Here is a 17156-nt window from a genome sequence, read left to right on the forward strand (position 1 = left end):
ATGATTACATGGAATAAATGCTTAAAAAAAATCAAAAAAAATCTTTCTACGTTTGAATATAAAACGTGGATAAAGCCTATCTATGTAGACCAAAATAGTAACTTATTCACAATTTATTGTAATAATGAATATTTCAAAAAGCACATAAAATCTAAGTATGGAAATATTATTTTATCAACAATACAAGAGTTTCATGGTAATGATTTAATAATAGAATATTCAAATAAAAAATTTTCTAGTGAAAAAAAATTGGAAACTGTTTCTGCTGGCCCTCAAACTAATTTTTTTAATAAAACCAATATTGAAGTTAAAGATGATTCAGAAAACTTAGCAGAAATAAAAGAACCTAAAAAAACTCAAAAAAAGGCTTCTAAATCTTCATCTCAAGAATTATTTGGCTTTGATGAGGCTATGCTTATTACTGCAAAAGATGGTGAACAGTATTCTTTTGGCTTACCATTAAAAGAGAAATACGTTTTTGATAATTTTGTTGTAGGTGATGCAAATAAGATAGCTAGAGCCGCTGCTATGCAAGTTTCTATTAATCCTGGAAAATTGCATAATCCTTTATTTATATATGGAGGTAGTGGTTTAGGTAAAACTCACTTAATGCAAGCTATTGGTAATCATGCTAGAGATGTTAATCCAAATGCTAGAATTATTTATACAAATTCAGAACAGTTTATTAAAGATTATGTAAATTCTATTCGTTTGCAAGATCAAGATGAATTTCAAAGGGTGTATAGATCTGCTGATATTCTCTTGGTAGATGATATCCAATTTATAGCGGGTAAAGAAGGGACAGCTCAAGAGTTTTTTCATACTTTTAATGCTTTATATGAAAATGGTAAGCAGATAATCCTAACTAGTGATAAATATCCAAATGAAATAGAAGGTTTAGAAGAAAGGCTAGTATCGCGTTTTGGATATGGTTTAACGGTTTCCGTAGATATGCCAGATTTAGAAACTAGAATAGCTATTTTGCTCAAAAAAGCTCATGATTTAGGGCAGAAGTTACCTAATGAAACAGCTGTATTTATAGCTGAAAATGTAAGAACAAATGTAAGAGAACTTGAAGGAGCTTTAAATAGAGTTTTAACAACTTCTAAATTTAACTATAAAGATCCAACTGTAGAAGTTGCCCAATCATGCTTAAGAGATGTTATAAAAATTCAAGAAAAAAAGGTGAAAATAGATAATATCCAAAAAGTTGTAGCAGATTTTTATAGAATTAGAGTAAAAGATTTAACTTCTAATCAAAGAAGTAGAAATATAGCTAGACCAAGACAAATAGCAATGAGTCTAACAAGAGAGCTTACATCACATAGCTTGCCAGAAATTGGTAATGCTTTTGGTGGTAGAGATCATACTACTGTGATGCATGCTGTTAAAGCAATAACTAAATTAAGACAAAGCAATACTCCTATATCTGATGATTATGAGTTGCTTTTAGATAAAATTTCTCGTTAAATATATATTATTATTCATAGGGGTTTTTAAAAAATGAATTTTGTACTAAATAGAGATGACCTACTAAAGCCTTTACAATCGATGCTATCTGTGGCTAATAGCAAAAGTACAATGCCTTTATTATCTTGTATCTTATTTGATATAAGTAATAATAATTTGAGGATTACAGCTTCAGACTTAGATACAGAGATATCTTGTAATATTGCTGTTAGTTGTAATGAAACTATCAAATTAGCGTTAAATGCTGACAAAATTTACAATATAGTTAGAAGTCTTAATGATAATTCTATTATTGATTTTAGAATTATAGATAATAAAGTAAAGATTCTTTCAAATAATAGTACTTTTAATCTTATTTCATTAAATGCTGATAATTATCCACTTATTGATAATAATATAAGTGAGCAAGCAGGTTTTGATATATCTCAACAAGATTTCCATCATATTATTTCAAAAGTAGATTTTTCTATGGCAAATGATGATACAAGATATTTCCTTAATGGTATGTTTTGGGAAATAAACTCAAATCTTTTAAGAGCTGTATCAACGGATGGTCATAGGATGTCAATTACAGAAGCTATAATAGATAGCAAAGTACTTGATAGTGCTAGTCAATCAATTATTCCAAGAAAAGCTATTTTAGAGCTTAAAAAAATAGTTGGTAAAACTGAAGAAACTATCAAAATTTGTCTTGGCAAAAACTACCTTAAAGCAGAATTTGGAAGTTATGCTTTTATATCAAAACTTATAGATGGACGTTATCCTGATTATCAAAAAGTAATCCCTAAAAATAATACAAAGCTTTTAGCAGTTGATAAACAAATTTTGAAAAACTCATTATTAAGAACATCAATCCTTGCCAATGATAAATATAAAGGTGTCCGCTTAAATATATCTCAAGGTCAGGTACTTTTATCAGCTAATAACCCTGATAATGAAAAAGCTGAAGATAAAGTTGAAGTTCAATATAGTGATAATACGATGGAAATTTGTTTTAATTATAAGTATTTACTAGACATAATAAGCGTAATTAATGAAGAAACAATGACTATTTATCTTGATAATCCTAATATGAGTGCTTTGGTTAAAGATGAAAAAGATAATAGTTTATTTATTATTATGCCAATGAAAATTTAGGCAATAATCTCTTAAAGAAAAGAGAAGTCTATAGAGTAACTTAAGATATTAATCAATTATTTTTCTTTTCTAAGAAATATTTCATTATGGCAAGTTTTAGGAATAAATAATACTGCAATAAAAAAAGGAATGCACAAAAACATTATATAGAAATCAGGAATTAAATAATTTCCAGTAGTAGTAATTAATATAATGTCCCCAGAAAAAGCTACTGATTTTAATGAATAGCGATTTCGATATTGCGTAAAAAATGCTGAAAAATCCAAATTTCAGATAATCAAAAAATGACAAAACTCATATGCTCACAAAAATACACTTATCATAGTTATTTGATACTAAAATAAAGTTATTCTTAACCAATTCCATATTCCAGACGAATTAATCCCTGTAGTGCTAAATAATTCGTTTTCTTTTTGCCAGATGTTCATGGTGATTCATAAAATCTTTTGAGCTCAATCCAATTACAGTACCTGTGAGTAGTAGTTGCGAACCACACAATATGCATTCTAAAGGATCAACAGTAAAAGATTTTTTGTACAGCTCAGCCCATTTGGTTTTAGTGGTAGCTTTAGGATCTTGCTTAAATATCTGATATATCTTCGGCAACAATTTACCTCTAACACAGTTTGCGAGAAAGCCGAAGTATCTGATGAGTCTAAATCCTTTGGGAGGTATATGCTGAGTAAATCTATCTAAGAAATCATTCATATCTAGAGTTTCATTTTTGAATTTAGATATTTTGTGATCTAAATATCTAAATGTAACTTCTTTACCATCATAATGCTTTAAGCGAGACATTGATATAGGTGGTCTTCGGATATATCTACCAAGATATGCTATTGTGTTTTTTGGATTATTTGTAGGCTCTGCAAAATGTATAACCCACTGTTTATTAAACTGTTCGTCAATTTCAGTTTGTGTAAGATGCTCTCTGAGTAAGTTTAAAACTCTATATCGCCACATAGGCATAATCACCTTTTTTACAAACCTAATTTTCTTCCAAACATTTTTATCATTAATACCGCCCATAGTTACTGACATGTGTAGATGAGTATTCCAATTAAGAGCTCTACCAAAAGTATGGATAGCCATAAACATCCCAATACGAATACCTTTTTGTTTCTTGGCAATTTCATTGAAAATATCGCCAGCTATCTTTGGAAGTTTGTTAAGAAGTTTCCAATCTTTGAATAATGGCCATAAAGTATCAGGCATTGTTAGAGTTATATGTTGCCAGTCACAATTAGGCAAAGTTTCTAATTGCTCATTAATCCAATCGTTGGTTGGTTTAACTCCACATGTTTGACAATATCTACATGAGCAACTATGAGTGACATTCTTGGAGTGTAAGCATTTGGGGTTAGAGCAGCTGTAGTGATGAAAACCTCTGGCACGGATGCCACAAGCTAAGCATCTTAACTATTGTCTCAACTACCTCAGTTCTGATGATATCTTTATATGTTTGATAATAATCCCACCAAGCATTTTTATACTGCAGTAGCTCTTGGATTTTAGTTGGTGTTCTAATTGGTCAAATATAAATCAAACGAAGTTGATTTATATTGTATCAAAAAACCCTAGTTTGGTTAAGATTTAAGTTACCAACGCAGTTGGTTACATTGTGAATCCATCTGTAATATGAAGATGTGCTCACATTCAAAGATTTACATAGTGTTGTTACTGGCATAACTTTATAATGCTCCTTAATAAAGGCGTACCTTACAGATTTTGCTTTGCAAAGTACGCTGCTGACTTTTTTAGTATTTCACGCTCTGTTTCTGCCTGTTTGAGTTTTTTCTTCAAATCAGTATTTTCAAAAGATAGTTGCTGGTACTGCGTTTTATAATCTATCTTTATTTCTTTCTGAGGGTTTGACATGGCTTTGGATATCCAACTGCAAATGGTTTTATATTTAACCCCTAAATTATCTGCTATTTCTCGTCTATTTGCATCTGGTTGTAAACATAATTTAACAGCTTCATCTTTAAACTCTTTTGTATATCTCATCTTGTCTCCTTTTCTTAACACCTAAGTGTCCCAAATAGGAGGGTATGATCAGTATCTAGTGATAGCTGATTTTGGAAATATTGTACCAATGCACTCAGTTTGCGACAGAACCAAGTGTTGATATGGCTACTCACTGAGATTAGCTGAAATACAACACCATAATTATGTAATCCAATTTTTGAAAAAAATAAATATAGGAATTTTAACAATAATTTTAAAATGAGACATTAGGGCATCTAAATACTCATTTTGATTAGATTTGAGATAGGCATCATCGATATATTCTGATAACTTTCTTCCTAATAGATATGACTTGGCAAGTATATTATTGATAATATTTCTGTATAATAATATAGAGAATAGAGCTATTCCAGTTGGAATATCAGCACCATACAAGAGATTAAATTGAAAATTCTTAGCAAGTATTTTGAAATCATTACTATTTATATAATCAAAAAAAGCTACCTGTAAGACTTCTATCTCTTTATCATTTAGATGTGGAAATATTTTGTTAAATAAGAGTCTATTTGTTTCTTTATATGGAGGAATAATATTTATTTCATCGCATGAGGTAGTGGCATAATCATCTAATGTTGCACAAATGTTTAATTTGTCTAAAGAATGAGAATTCATTTCCAGTGAAATAACATTTTCACCAAAACGAGATCTTGTTTTTGTTAAATTATCATAATGAAAAGAAAAGAAAACAAAGTGATCGTCCCCAACATTTTCTATATCATCTAAAGCAGTATTTTCTTCATTAAATGTTATACCATCTTTTATAAGTTTTTTTCTAGAAAAGATAGCATTAAATTCATTAGTATTTGCAGCAGTAAAATGTTTTAACAAAAAATTCTTATTGGTAGCTTGTTGTAAATAGAATTTTTCATTATAACTAAATGCTCTTCGGCTTAAAGCAGCTCTTACAGTTCTTAGATTATTTTTGGATATATCTTGAAAGAAATAAGGACTTTTTAGCTTAGGGACATAATGTGTATAAGCATTGTAGGCAATTATTTTTCTAAAAAAATAGCCAATTCTTTTATAATGAACCTCATAACAATAATTACAGTTATTACAATATTTATGATCTTTAGTTAATTTTATTTTTTTATTGCACTGACTGCAGTTAATCTCTAAGTCCATTATACAACTAACTTATTATCTAAAGATTTTATCCAAGGAAGTAAAGTTTCATAATCCTCAACTGCCTTACAATAAGGTAAGGACTTCATAATATCCACATAATATTGATATGGCTCTAGATTATTAGCTATAGCAGTTTGTATAATACTAAAGTGTATACATAATGCTTTAGCTCCTTTAACAGTATCTGCAAACATATAGTTGTTCCTTGGTATTACAAACTTACGAATAACCCTCTCTGTATGGTTATTATCTATATTTAATCTTCCATCTTCTAAATACTTCATAAACCAGCTATTCTCAGTCAGTCAAATATTTTGCCTACTTTTTTATATTAACATACTTGAACTTACTTTTATAACAAAATATAACAATCACTTCATAATAATGGAGATGTTTTAATGAATAAATCTCAGTTCTGTAATCGAATTCATAGTTTATTTTGGTTCTTCTCCCGTTCTAGGGGTTAATTACCATACACGCTGTATCCCCATAAATCCAAGAATAATCTTTTAGAATATGACTCGCTTTTGAAGAATCCATAACACCTTCTTTTCATGACTTTAATTTTGTTATTTAGACCCTCTACAAAGCCACTGTTTTTTCTAGATTTGAAGTAATTAGCAACACTAGATTTATACTTTGTTAGTGTTTTGATAAATGTATTAAATATTTTTAAATCACTTTTATCAACACTTTCTATCCATCTATTAATTTTTGTCATAGCTGCCTTTCTACTGCTATGAGTATTAAATATATGTGTTAATTTTAAAGCATAGCTATGGGCTTTTTTTAGTAAAGGAGAATATTCATAGAGAACAGAAAGCTTTGCTTTATCAGCTTGTGTTAGACATTCATGTTGTTTTCTTAAGATCCACATCATTCCATCTAGTCGAGCATATTCCTCATGAGATAGTTCTTCTTTAAGTCTTGCCATTTCTTTGATTCTTAGCTTATCTAATGGCTTTCTATATAGCTTAGACACATGATAGCTATCTACAACAACTACTTGCTGTCCAAAGACTTCTATGGCTGTATATACAAATCCATCATATATATCTGTGCATATTGATTTAATAGTTTTCTTGAGAGGGTTGGGTATAGATTTTAAAAATGTTCTAATACCATTCTTGCTTCTATCACTTAACACAGCTATGACAGATAATTTATCTGACTTCGACTTAGTGCTAATAATAGCCAAATAATCTTGGTGTCCTTTGCGATCACTAATCTCATCAATTCCAATAATATTTAAGTTTGTATATTTACTCCAATCAACTTTTTTAGATACTTGCCTATCTAGTACACCTGCAATCGTTTTATAGCCTATTTTGGTTTTCTTCGAAACATCTTCTATGGTACTGTTGGTTAAATTACGCATTATATATTCTTCTAATGCTTTGGTAACTTTAGCATTTCTTTCGCACCAGTCATACTGCTCAGATATGGTACTACCACAATGATCACATTTATACTTAATTGACTTAATTTGGAGGTAAACTTTACGGTCTAATATGGATGTATGTTGAATGGTTCTTGGTGGGTTTGAACCATAAACTTTGGTTGCCTTCTTACCACAGTTATAACACGTTGTATCTGAACACGTACTTACAACTAAAAATGTGATATTCCCTTTATTATCAATAGTTTGAGCAGTTATTTCTAATGAGCTGATATCTAAAGGTAGGGTAAAATTGGCCATAATGCGAGTACATTGTTAAAAGTTACATACAGTATAACCTTTATGCTACCTGACTTACACAACCCCTAAAAGTGGAGAAGAGCCTGAATTTTATCATTCGCAAAATAAAGTAAGTTTATGCTATTTAAGGTCTGGCTGTCTTAGTGTCTCTCAAAAATTATATATTGGATGCCTTTGAATATGTTGAGTATCCACCTAAAACATTTTCATCATGAAAATCTCCTTCTTAAAAAAAATAAAAAAAGAAAAGTTTTGTATTTACTGTTCCTCGACGCATTAAATTGGCTAGTAGTACGCTTGACTGTGGTAACTCGTTAATTAGTGTGTGTAAACCTGTGGTCAGCTTTGCTGTCCATCAGGTTTTCCATACGGTGAGCAACTTGTTGCGAAAATTAGCGGTTAGATCTAGGTGATCTACCCCGTCAATTTGGGACAGTTTTATGCAATAGCAGCATAACTGTATCTAGAGATAGATGATTTTGAAAATATTGTTCCAATGCACTCAGTTTGCGACAAAACCAAATTTATAGATGGATAGAAAACGTTGAGAAGAGTGATTTAAAAATATTTAATACTTTTATCAAAACACTAACAAAGTATAAATCCAGTATTGCTAATTATTTTAAATCAAGGAAAAATAGTGGTTTTGTAGAAGGCTTAAATAATAAAATTAAAGTTATAAAAAAGAAGATGTTATGACTTTACGAAAACCGAGTCATTATTCCAAAGATTAGTCATGGATTTACAGGGTTATAAAAAGCTTGGGATTTGAACCACAGGAAAGAACGTAAGCCAACTGTGTTGGCAGCTGTGGTTTAGTTTGTGCTAGTGGTCACAATTATCAATTGACTGTAAATATTTAGATATTTTTACTTTATCTTCGAAGTGATCTAATTCAAATTTCTTACAATCAGGACGACGATATACATCATTATATTTATCACCATATATTTCATATATTTTAATCCAAAACTCATCAACAAAGTTTAACGAACCTTCAGCAAATTCTTGGATAACTACTTGAGGGAATAATTTATGGTTTTTAGCTATATCTCGTAATACTTTCTGTATCATCTTATTATGAGAATGTTTATGCTTCAATGTTTAAAATATTTTAAATATAATTATTTATTATCTAATAGACTTTTATACATTACAATTCGAACTCCATCAAAAATCAAAGAAGTATTACAAATTGATAAATCATGGCTGAAATACTTCGAAGCTCATAAAACAGATATTAGAGATGTTGAGCTAGAAAACATGACTAATATTATGAGCTGTGGCTTACAGGTTAGAGGATATAAGCAATTTGTATGCCATACTAAAGGCTGTCATCATACTAAGAAAATATGTTTTAGCTGTAACTGTAGATCATGTCCAACATATGGCAAAATGGCAATTGATAGATGGATAGAAGATATCAAAGATATATTTACTGAGTGTAAGTATCAACATATTACTTTTACAATGCCTGATGTATTATGGCAAGTATTTAAAGACAATAGAGACAAACTTGGTGATTTATTCAAATGTGCTTGTGAGCCTTTACTAAAAACAGCAAAAGAAAAAGGCATAAAAGTCGGTATATTCTCAGCATTACATACTTATGGCAGACAACTGAATTGAAATACTCATATACATCTATCTGTTTCAATGGGTGGATTAACCAAAGATGGTAAGTGGAAAGATATTCGCTTTAGTAAAAATAAAATTATGCCTATGTGGAGATATGCTGTTATTAAGCTGATTAGATAAATTATTAATAATGGTTATGACAAAATATCAAAAAGCCTGACTAAAATTCAATATGAAAGACCATGGGTGGTACATTTTGATAAGCCTACGGAACATTTTGAACATACTATCACATACATTGGAAGATATATCAAAAAACCACCTATAGCGATGTCTAAAATAAAAGAATATGATGGTAATACAATCAAATTTAGGTTTCTTAAAATGATCATACCCTTCTATTTGGGACACTTAGGTGTTAAGAAAAGGAGACAAGATGAGATATACAAAAGAGTTTAAAGATGAAGCTGTTAAATTATGTTTACAACCAGATGCAAATAGACGAGAAATAGCAGATAACTTAGGGGTTAAATATAAAACCATTTGCAGTTGGATATCCAAAGCCATGTCAAACTCTCAGAAAGAAATAAAGATAGATTATAAAACGCAGTACCAGCAACTATCTTTTGAAAATACTGATTTGAAGAAAAAACTCAAACAGGCAGAAACAGAGCGTGAAATACTAAAAAAGGCAGCAGCGTACTTTGCAAAGCAAAATCTGTAAGGTACGCCTTTATTAAGGAGCATTATAAAGTTATGCCAGTAACAACACTATGTAAATCTTTGAATGTGAGCACATCTTCATATTACAGATGGATTCATAAACCTATAGGTAAAAGGCAATGCTGAACTAGATGATGCTATTTTAATGAACATAAATCTAGATATGGAAGTGTTAGGATATACAAAGAGCTTAAAGATATGGGTTGGAAAGTTACTCAACCTAGAGTATCTAAACGTATGAAATTACTTGGTTTACATGCTAAAGCGGCTCGTAAGCATAAGAAAACTACAGATTCTAACCACAACAAACATGTTTATGATAATTTATTAGAACAAAACTTCACTGCTTTATCTGTAAATCATAGGTGGGTTACAGATATAACTTATGTACCTACACAAGAGGGGTGGCTGTATCTTTGTGTGATTATACACTCTGATAAATGGTCACAGTACTGTAGCAAACAATATCAAGACATTATTAAAGAACACTGGCTACTATCAAGTATGAGCTCTAAAGGATGCTGTTACGATAATGCTGCTTGTGAAAGTTTCTTTGGAACTTTAAAAGTAGAGTTAGTACATGATGAAAGCTATAAAACTAGAGAAGAAGCTAAACTATCAATATTTGAATATATTGAAGTTTACTATAATACAAAAAGGAGACATTCTACAATAAATTATATGACTCCATATCAATTTGAATATATAATGGAAAATGAAGTAGTAAACTGTCCCAAATTGACGGGGTAGATCATATTTATTATCTTGTAAAAAATTCATGTCAAGGGTAAAGAGAAAGGCATCGCATACAGTATTTAATCTGCGAGTGCATATAGTTTGGATTACGAAATATTGTTACAAAGTATTGAATGGAGCAATAGGAGTTAGAATAAGAGAGCTTATTCGTCAATACTGTTGTGAAAATGACATTTAGATATTAAAAGGAGTGGTGAGTAAAGATCATGTACATTTGTATGTATCTTATCCACCACATGTATCAATTAGTAATATGGTCAAAAGAATCAAGGGAATGACCTCAAGGAAAATTCAGCAGGAACATCCTGAATTGAATCAGAGATATTGGGGTAAGCACTTTTGGGCAGTTGGTTATGGATGCTTTAGTTCATGAATAGCGATTTCGATATTGATGAATAGCGATTTCGATATTGCGTAAAAAATGCTGAAAAATCCAAATTTCAGATAATCAAAAAATGACAAAACTCATATGCTCACAAAAATACACTTATCATAGTTATTTGATACTAAAATAAAGTTATTCTTAACCAATTCCATATTCCAGACGAATTAATCCCTGTAGTGCTAAATAATTCGTTTTCTTTTTGCCAGATGTTCATGGTGATTCATAAAATCTTTTGAGCTCAATCCAATTACAGTACCTGTGAGTAGTAGTTGCGAACCACACAATATGCATTCTAAAGGATCAACAGTAAAAGATTTTTTGTACAGCTCAGCCCATTTGGTTTTAGTGGTAGCTTTAGGATCTTGCTTAAATATCTGATATATCTTCGGCAACAATTTACCTCTAACACAGTTTGCGAGAAAGCCGAAGTATCTGATGAGTCTAAATCCTTTGGGAGGTATATGCTGAGTAAATCTATCTAAGAAATCATTCATATCTAGAGTTTCATTTTTGAATTTAGATATTTTGTGATCTAAATATCTAAATGTAACTTCTTTACCATCATAATGCTTTAAGCGAGACATTGATATAGGTGGTCTTCGGATATATCTACCAAGATATGCTATTGTGTTTTTTGGATTATTTGTAGGCTCTGCAAAATGTATAACCCACTGTTTATTAAACTGTTCGTCAATTTCAGTTTGTGTAAGATGCTCTCTGAGTAAGTTTAAAACTCTATATCGCCACATAGGCATAATCACCTTTTTTACAAACCTAATTTTCTTCCAAACATTTTTATCATTAATACCGCCCATAGTTACTGACATGTGTAGATGAGTATTCCAATTAAGAGCTCTACCAAAAGTATGGATAGCCATAAACATCCCAATACGAATACCTTTTTGTTTCTTGGCAATTTCATTGAAAATATCGCCAGCTATCTTTGGAAGTTTGTTAAGAAGTTTCCAATCTTTGAATAATGGCCATAAAGTATCAGGCATTGTTAGAGTTATATGTTGCCAGTCACAATTAGGCAAAGTTTCTAATTGCTCATTAATCCAATCGTTGGTTGGTTTAACTCCACATGTTTGACAATATCTACATGAGCAACTATGAGTGACATTCTTGGAGTGTAAGCATTTGGGGTTAGAGCAGCTGTAGTGATGAAAACCTCTGGCACGGATGCCACAGCTAAGCATCTTAACTATTGTCTCAACTACCTCAGTTCTGATGATATCTTTATATGTTTGATAATAATCCCACCAAGCATTTTTATACTGCAGTAGCTCTTGGATTTTAGTTGGTGTTCTAATTGGTCAAATATAAATCAAACGAAGTTGATTTATATTGTATCAAAAAACCCTAGTTTGGTTAAGATTTAAGTTACCAACGCAGTTGGTTACCTTGAGGAGAAGTTACAGATAAGATAATCCAAAACTATTTGGAGAATCATGATATTAAGTACGATAGTGACGATAACTTTATAGTTGAGTAACAGCATTAATCGTCTTTAGACGAAACAGCGACTTTCAGTCGCCACCCAACCCCTGTAATTTATTGCAGGGTGGTTGAGTTGTGTTGGGATTGGTATTACACTTTAATACTAAATGAAAATCAGTTAACTATTGTGTTGGAGATACTCCAGTATCAACAAAAATCTGTTGCTGTATTTTAGTGAACGCATTTTTATATGCTTGAGGATCTTCAACTGCTGCTGATGATGTAATAGGTGATCCCATGCCTCCATCTGAATTTGTATTTTGATCAATTTTGTGTAGAACAAAATTTATTCGAATACTAGAATCTTTCTTAGATTGTCTGTATTTGATGAATGCAGAGGCTTCAGTGTACTTTGAATTTCCCCAAAAATCTGCACTTTGAGTGCTTTTAGCTGTAATGATTCCTGTATCAAAATTGGCATTTTTGACAATATACCCAAGGTTTTGCATAACTGTAACCGTAGAATCAAATGCTGTACGCTTATCTATATTAAATGTTTTTGTTTGCATAAGTTGTATTTGCAATGGAGTTAACGGAGGTTTTGTTGGTGGCATACTGCAACTAGATAAAAGTGTTGCAGAAATTAACATAATAGACCCTAGTGTTTTTTTTAACATTTTTCCTACCTTCTAGAAATTTGTTGATAATGATTTAAAGTCTGAAACAGTATCATCTTTAAAAGTTATAATTATAGTCATTGTTTTTTGTGACTCTATGAAGCTATTTTTTTGAGAGGAGCTTCCTGCCAATATAAGTGTCCAAAATCCATTTTTACTTGAATTTTTTTGCATAGTAGCATTTGTTTGATATGTCCATACAGAATCTCCATCTGCATTTTGTGTTACGATGTTTGGAGACCCGAATGAATAGATCACTTGATCCTTTGTTGTAATTCCTTTTTTTAAGGTTAAAGAAACATTGCCAGATGTATAGGGGGTTTTGGGGAATTCTTGTGGTTCTTTTACACTACAAGATCCTAGTATCGCGGTTAATCCAACTAAGGATATTATTAGTTTACTTTTCTTCATTTTGTGTCATAACTATGATCATTTAGAATGATGGATTCTGCCACAAAATGAAGAAAAGTCAAGTATGTTTATAGCGTATTGTAACCCCACTTACAAAAAGCACAAAGAATTTTGCACTCCAAATACGACAAATTATTTTGATGGAGGTAAGTTCTCAGATTTGAAAAATAGAATTAGAGTCCATAGGGGTTTATCTAAACAACTGAAGAAAAAACTAGTTGATTACTTTTTAGTAAATAATGGGGAAAAGTACTAAATTACAAACCAATTTTTGCGATTAGCTCTGTCTTTATTTACGTATTTTAACTGATAGTATGCAAAGTATTTACTATTATAATGGTTGGATAGTTAAGAACGATAATAATATATGAGCGTGTCTAACAATTAAAAGGAAGTAATAAATATGATGGATTATTTAGAACAGAATTTAGCTAATACTTCTAATTCGTTATCCTCACAATCTATACAACTAGAAATTATTCCTTTTGATAATAAACTAAATCTTCAAAAAGATAAATCGATAGAAATCAACTCATATTATGTTGAAAGTTTGAAATTGAATCTACTTGCAAATGGTTTTTCAGGGGTGGTTAATTTTATATCTCCATATCAAACTGAGCATGATGAAAATCTAATAAATATAATGTTCCCAGAAAAAGCTACTGATTTTAGAAAGATTTTTATTCCTAGATGTTAAACTTAACTAGATAAATTAGGAAATAGATAAATGAGTAAAAAAAGAGTAACGTATACAGCTGATTTTAAAGCTAAAGTAATTATAGAATTGCTAGAAGGCGATATGACAGTTAATGAGATAGCAAGTAAGTATGATTTACTTCCTAAAAACGTGCACAATTGGAAGCAGCAATTTTTATCTAATGCTTGCTTAGCATTTGATAAAAGCTCTGTTGTTAAGGAGTATAAGCAGGAAATAGATGAGCTTAGAAAAGATAAAGATGCAACAAGTAAAGAACTAGGCGAGGTAATAGTAGAGAGGGATTTTTAAATGGGAAAGCTAAAAAGCTTGGTATCATCAAATGATAGAGTAAACTCTGTAGATACTAAGCTAGAATTATCTTTAAATAATCAGCTTAAACTATTATCTGTATCTAAGAGTGTGTACTATTATACACCAATATCAAAATTTAGTAGTAATGATGATATTAGACTATTAAATGCAATAGATTTGATACATACTAAACATCCATATTATGGTACGAGAAGGCTAGTAAAGTTGCTAAATAGATTAGGATTTCTAGCTGGAAGGAAGCTAATCAAAAGTGCTATGGAATTCATGGGTATTAAGGCATTGTATCCTAAAAAAAAGACAACTGTCATTAATAAGCAACACAAGAAATATCCATACTTACTTAATGTATTTAAAAATGAGACGAATCAGGTTGTTATAGATAAAGCTAATAAGGTATGGAGTGCTGATATCACGTATATTAGACTAGAATGTGGGTATGCATATTTAGCAGCCATAATAGATTGGCATAGCAAGAAAATACTAGCTTGGAAGATTTCTAATACTATGGATACACATCTAACAACTAGTGTGTTAAAAGAAGCGTTATTTAAATATGGTAAACCTGATATCTTTAACTCTGATCAAGGAACTCAATATACAGCAAAAGAGCATATTAAAATATTATCTGATAATAAAATAAATAAATCTATGGATGCTAAAGGAAGATCTATAGATAATATTGCAATTGAGAGATTTTGGAGAACACTGAAATATGAAAATGTTTATCCGGCATCATATATAACTATGAAAGAGGCTAAAGTAGGTATCAAAGAATATATTGATATTTACAACAATGAAAGACTACATTCTAGTATTGGATATATGACTCCTGATGAAGTATATTCTGGTATTTTAGATGCTGCATAAAAGCAAGGAATAAAAATATTTTATAAAGTGGTATTGAATAACAGGGACAGTTTAGATTATTAACTATCTGATAAACGAGAAGCTGTTAAGATAAAACTAGCAAACCAACAAAAAATAGAGAAAGTTAACAGCAAAGATGTATAGTTTTACTTATTTTAGATTTATATATTCTTCTGGAAGAATATCGCTTTGTATATTCAAACTCCTTTTCAGAAATTATATTAACATCATCAACCCAGCTATAAATAATACTAGGGTACGCTACTGAATCATTTTGCTTATCTATAACCATGAGTCTAACTTTAGGCACATTTTTAATCTCCTAAGTTATTAAGTAATTTTGTAACAAAAGTATCTATAGCTTTCTTAACAATATCAGAAATAATATCATCTTTCTCAAAGATTCTTAGGCCTTCAACTCCATAAAATTCAACATTACTAATATCCATACCAATAGCATCAGCTAATGCTAAAGATTGTGCAACTCCGAGACTATGTGAGGATAAAAAACCATTAAAGCTTAGAATATCTTTAGCTTTGAAATAGAACTCTGTTCCAGGTGCAACTTTTGCATATACAGCATCTATTAGTATAACTTTGTTATAGTCACTATTCAAATAGGTCAGTAAATTTAACCCGGGCCTATCAGCACTTTCTACGATGATATTTTGTATATTTTTTTCTTTTACAATTCCAGAAAGTTTATCTGCTACAAACCAACCAAATTGATCATCTGCAAAAGGAGATCCTATGCCAAGTATTAGAGTTCTTTGTTTCATTTTTCACCTTTATGCTAAGTATATTTCCGTAGGGATAGTATATTGAGCTGTCCAGAAAAAGACAGATGAAAGATCTATCACTATAAAACATTATTTTATTTTTCTTCTTGAATATCCACCTGCAATTTTAAGCATAAAAAACATCGAGAAAATAGCGATCAAGCTAAGTCCGATAGTAGGAGAGTTATTATCAATAAAGCCTGTGATTAGATTGACTGTTATTATATTTGTATTTAATAACCCGAGTAATTCAATTAATGCAATGATGTAAGCAGCAGCTATTACAATACATAGTATTATAACGTTATAATGATAAAACTTTTGCTCTTTTGAGTTAATACTCAAAACTTTTGACATCAATCCAGCATCAAGAGAATCGATAATTATCATACCTAGAGCAAATGAGAAAGGTAGTAGCATAATATACCAAACAGATAGACCATTTAGCACATTTGTTGCAGCCATACCTAAAAGAGCTATTTCTGTTGCAGTATCAAACCCCAAGCCAAATAAAAAACCAATAAAATACATTTTATACGGTCTATCAATAGCTTTGATTAGGGGTCTAAAAATATTTGCTAATATTGAGTTTGAAGTATGGTCGTGTGTTTTAGATACTTTGTTTTTCAGCATTTCCTTTAGAGATACTAAACTCATTGTACCTGTTAGGAATAAAAAGATAGCTGATACAACTGTCCCAAAGAATGCACCAATATCTAAAGCGCTAGTTTTCTCGATACTTGCAAAACTAAAGCCGATAACTATTAGTAGAGTTAATAAAAAAACAACTGTTGAATGACCTAGTGCAAAAAATAAACCAGTCTTGAAACTTGCCCTATTTTGGGCTACTAACTGCCTAGTTACATTATCTATAGCAACTATATGATCAGCATCAAAACCATGCCTAAGACCTAATAAAAATGCAATACCAATCATACTAAGCATTTTGATATCTTGAGTTGCTAGAAATAATAGTAATGCTAAAATTAGAATAGAGAAAATAGTTATATTTTTTCTCATATAAATTTCCTTGTGTTAACCTAAGATA

General features: G+C 30.6%; 20 protein-coding genes and 3 pseudogenes. 11 read left to right on the top strand and 12 right to left on the bottom strand.

Annotated elements, in window-relative coordinates:
* Both dnaA and dnaN read left to right on the top strand, forming a co-directional pair.
* The gene (gene dnaA, locus CDV26_RS00005) at positions 1–1470 is read left to right on the top strand and encodes a chromosomal replication initiator protein DnaA (RefSeq protein ID WP_088771546.1); all 1470 of its coding nucleotides are present in this window, start codon (positions 1–3) and stop codon (positions 1468–1470) included.
* Positions 1471–1503: 33 nt separating this feature from the next.
* On the top strand, positions 1504–2607 hold the full coding sequence (dnaN, locus tag CDV26_RS00010; protein ID WP_088771547.1) for a DNA polymerase III subunit beta: 1104 nt from the start codon (positions 1504–1506) through the stop codon (positions 2605–2607).
* A gap of 393 nt (positions 2608–3000) precedes the next feature.
* Here the strand turns inward: dnaN and CDV26_RS00020 are convergent.
* From CDV26_RS00020 to CDV26_RS00040, 5 genes and pseudogenes are all read right to left on the bottom strand, one after another.
* Positions 3001–4135, bottom strand: a pseudogene (locus CDV26_RS00020) (IS91 family transposase).
* A gap of 191 nt (positions 4136–4326) precedes the next feature.
* Complete coding sequence (locus CDV26_RS00025) at positions 4327–4635, bottom strand: transposase (RefSeq protein ID WP_157671249.1); 309 nt, start codon at positions 4633–4635, stop codon at positions 4327–4329.
* 141 nt (positions 4636–4776) lie between these two features.
* Entirely contained in the window at positions 4777–5760 is a 984-nt protein-coding gene (locus CDV26_RS00030) for a hypothetical protein (RefSeq protein ID WP_088771551.1), read from the bottom strand.
* Positions 5760–6047, bottom strand: a complete 288-nt coding sequence (locus tag CDV26_RS00035; protein WP_088771552.1) for a transposase domain-containing protein — start codon at positions 6045–6047, stop codon at positions 5760–5762. Before CDV26_RS00035 ends, CDV26_RS00030 begins: the two co-directional genes overlap by 1 nt.
* A 179-nt stretch (positions 6048–6226) precedes the next feature.
* Positions 6227–7462 (bottom strand): ISL3 family transposase, encoded by a 1236-nt coding sequence (locus CDV26_RS00040; RefSeq protein ID WP_088771553.1) that lies wholly within the window; start codon positions 7460–7462, stop codon positions 6227–6229.
* Between the two features lie 507 nt (positions 7463–7969).
* Between CDV26_RS00040 and CDV26_RS13890 the strand changes: the two genes are divergently transcribed.
* On the top strand, positions 7970–8161 hold the full coding sequence (locus CDV26_RS13890; RefSeq protein ID WP_088771554.1) for a transposase: 192 nt from the start codon (positions 7970–7972) through the stop codon (positions 8159–8161).
* 126 nt (positions 8162–8287) lie between these two features.
* On the opposite strand, the gene CDV26_RS00050 is transcribed toward CDV26_RS13890, so the two are convergent.
* Positions 8288–8536: a hypothetical protein gene (locus tag CDV26_RS00050; RefSeq protein ID WP_088771555.1), complete on the bottom strand. Its 249-nt coding sequence runs from the start codon at positions 8534–8536 to the stop codon at positions 8288–8290.
* 18 nt (positions 8537–8554) lie between these two features.
* On the opposite strand from CDV26_RS00050, the gene CDV26_RS00055 reads away from it, so the two are divergent.
* From CDV26_RS00055 to tnpA, 5 genes and pseudogenes are all read left to right on the top strand, one after another.
* Entirely contained in the window at positions 8555–9091 is a 537-nt protein-coding gene (locus tag CDV26_RS00055) for a transposase zinc-binding domain-containing protein (RefSeq protein WP_157671251.1), read from the top strand.
* A gap of 27 nt (positions 9092–9118) precedes the next feature.
* Positions 9119–9499, top strand: a pseudogene (locus CDV26_RS13895) (transposase).
* Positions 9456–9764, top strand: a complete 309-nt coding sequence (locus tag CDV26_RS00065) for a transposase (protein ID WP_157671255.1) — start codon at positions 9456–9458, stop codon at positions 9762–9764. Before CDV26_RS13895 ends, CDV26_RS00065 begins: the two are co-directional and overlap by 44 nt.
* A gap of 197 nt (positions 9765–9961) precedes the next feature.
* Positions 9962–10513, top strand: coding sequence for an IS3 family transposase (locus CDV26_RS00070; protein ID WP_088773408.1), 552 nt, complete (start codon positions 9962–9964; stop codon positions 10511–10513).
* 28 nt (positions 10514–10541) lie between these two features.
* Positions 10542–10892 (top strand): annotated as a pseudogene (gene tnpA / locus CDV26_RS12730) (IS200/IS605 family transposase).
* A gap of 191 nt (positions 10893–11083) precedes the next feature.
* On the opposite strand, the gene CDV26_RS00085 reads toward tnpA, so the two are convergent.
* The 3 genes from CDV26_RS00085 to CDV26_RS00095 form a co-directional block, all read right to left on the bottom strand.
* On the bottom strand, positions 11084–12217 hold the full coding sequence (locus CDV26_RS00085; protein ID WP_157671630.1) for an IS91 family transposase: 1134 nt from the start codon (positions 12215–12217) through the stop codon (positions 11084–11086).
* A 309-nt stretch (positions 12218–12526) separates the two neighbouring features.
* The gene (locus CDV26_RS00090; protein ID WP_420809886.1) at positions 12527–13021 is read right to left on the bottom strand and encodes a hypothetical protein; all 495 of its coding nucleotides are present in this window, start codon (positions 13019–13021) and stop codon (positions 12527–12529) included.
* 12 nt (positions 13022–13033) lie between these two features.
* A complete protein-coding gene (locus CDV26_RS00095; protein WP_088771562.1) occupies positions 13034–13432 on the bottom strand; it encodes a hypothetical protein in 399 nt (132 codons plus the stop codon).
* A 406-nt stretch (positions 13433–13838) separates the two neighbouring features.
* On the opposite strand from CDV26_RS00095, the gene CDV26_RS00105 reads away from it, so the two are divergent.
* Genes CDV26_RS00105 through CDV26_RS00115 form a run of 3 tightly spaced genes read left to right on the top strand, consistent with a single transcriptional unit; the run spans position 13839 to position 15329 of the window.
* Positions 13839–14129 (top strand): hypothetical protein, encoded by a 291-nt coding sequence (locus CDV26_RS00105; protein WP_157671261.1) that lies wholly within the window; start codon positions 13839–13841, stop codon positions 14127–14129.
* Positions 14130–14159: 30 nt separating this feature from the next.
* Positions 14160–14438, top strand: a complete 279-nt coding sequence (locus CDV26_RS12735; protein ID WP_245806465.1) for a transposase — start codon at positions 14160–14162, stop codon at positions 14436–14438.
* Positions 14439–15329: an IS3 family transposase gene (locus CDV26_RS00115; protein ID WP_088771565.1), complete on the top strand. Its 891-nt coding sequence runs from the start codon at positions 14439–14441 to the stop codon at positions 15327–15329. It abuts the gene before it with no gap.
* Positions 15330–15453: 124 nt separating this feature from the next.
* Here CDV26_RS00115 and CDV26_RS11760 read toward each other — a convergent pair whose 3' ends face one another.
* From CDV26_RS11760 to CDV26_RS00125, 3 genes are all read right to left on the bottom strand, one after another.
* Positions 15454–15639, bottom strand: coding sequence for a hypothetical protein (locus CDV26_RS11760; protein WP_157671264.1), 186 nt, complete (start codon positions 15637–15639; stop codon positions 15454–15456).
* Between the two features lie 4 nt (positions 15640–15643).
* Positions 15644–16108, bottom strand: coding sequence for a hydrogenase maturation protease (locus CDV26_RS00120; RefSeq protein WP_088771566.1), 465 nt, complete (start codon positions 16106–16108; stop codon positions 15644–15646).
* Positions 16109–16198: 90 nt separating this feature from the next.
* Positions 16199–17128, bottom strand: a complete 930-nt coding sequence (locus tag CDV26_RS00125; protein ID WP_088771567.1) for a HoxN/HupN/NixA family nickel/cobalt transporter — start codon at positions 17126–17128, stop codon at positions 16199–16201.
* Positions 17129–17156 lie beyond the last annotated feature (28 nt).

This window comes from Francisella halioticida (genome assembly GCF_002211785.1).
GTDB classification, from domain to species: Bacteria; Pseudomonadota; Gammaproteobacteria; order Francisellales; family Francisellaceae; genus Francisella; species Francisella halioticida.

What these genes read in the sequence shown, in the direction of transcription:
- dnaA (WP_088771546.1), top strand. Translation starts at nt 1, where the DNA reads ATGATTACATGGAATAAATGCTTAAAAAAAATCAAAAAAAATCTTTCT.
- dnaN (WP_088771547.1), top strand. Translation starts at nt 1,504, where the DNA reads ATGAATTTTGTACTAAATAGAGATGACCTACTAAAGCCTTTACAATCG.
- CDV26_RS00030 (WP_088771551.1), bottom strand. Translation starts at nt 5,760, where the DNA reads ATGGACTTAGAGATTAACTGCAGTCAGTGCAATAAAAAAATAAAATTA.
- CDV26_RS00035 (WP_088771552.1), bottom strand. Translation starts at nt 6,047, where the DNA reads ATGAAGTATTTAGAAGATGGAAGATTAAATATAGATAATAACCATACA.
- CDV26_RS00040 (WP_088771553.1), bottom strand. Translation starts at nt 7,462, where the DNA reads ATGGCCAATTTTACCCTACCTTTAGATATCAGCTCATTAGAAATAACT.
- CDV26_RS00050 (WP_088771555.1), bottom strand. Translation starts at nt 8,536, where the DNA reads ATGATACAGAAAGTATTACGAGATATAGCTAAAAACCATAAATTATTC.
- CDV26_RS00055 (WP_157671251.1), top strand. Translation starts at nt 8,555, where the DNA reads ATGCTTCAATGTTTAAAATATTTTAAATATAATTATTTATTATCTAAT.
- CDV26_RS00070 (WP_088773408.1), top strand. Translation starts at nt 9,962, where the DNA reads ATGGGTTGGAAAGTTACTCAACCTAGAGTATCTAAACGTATGAAATTA.
- CDV26_RS00090 (WP_420809886.1), bottom strand. Translation starts at nt 13,021, where the DNA reads ATGTTAAAAAAAACACTAGGGTCTATTATGTTAATTTCTGCAACACTT.
- CDV26_RS00095 (WP_088771562.1), bottom strand. Translation starts at nt 13,432, where the DNA reads ATGAAGAAAAGTAAACTAATAATATCCTTAGTTGGATTAACCGCGATA.
- CDV26_RS00105 (WP_157671261.1), top strand. Translation starts at nt 13,839, where the DNA reads ATGGATTATTTAGAACAGAATTTAGCTAATACTTCTAATTCGTTATCC.
- CDV26_RS12735 (WP_245806465.1), top strand. Translation starts at nt 14,160, where the DNA reads ATGAGTAAAAAAAGAGTAACGTATACAGCTGATTTTAAAGCTAAAGTA.
- CDV26_RS00115 (WP_088771565.1), top strand. Translation starts at nt 14,439, where the DNA reads ATGGGAAAGCTAAAAAGCTTGGTATCATCAAATGATAGAGTAAACTCT.
- CDV26_RS00120 (WP_088771566.1), bottom strand. Translation starts at nt 16,108, where the DNA reads ATGAAACAAAGAACTCTAATACTTGGCATAGGATCTCCTTTTGCAGAT.
- CDV26_RS00125 (WP_088771567.1), bottom strand. Translation starts at nt 17,128, where the DNA reads ATGAGAAAAAATATAACTATTTTCTCTATTCTAATTTTAGCATTACTA.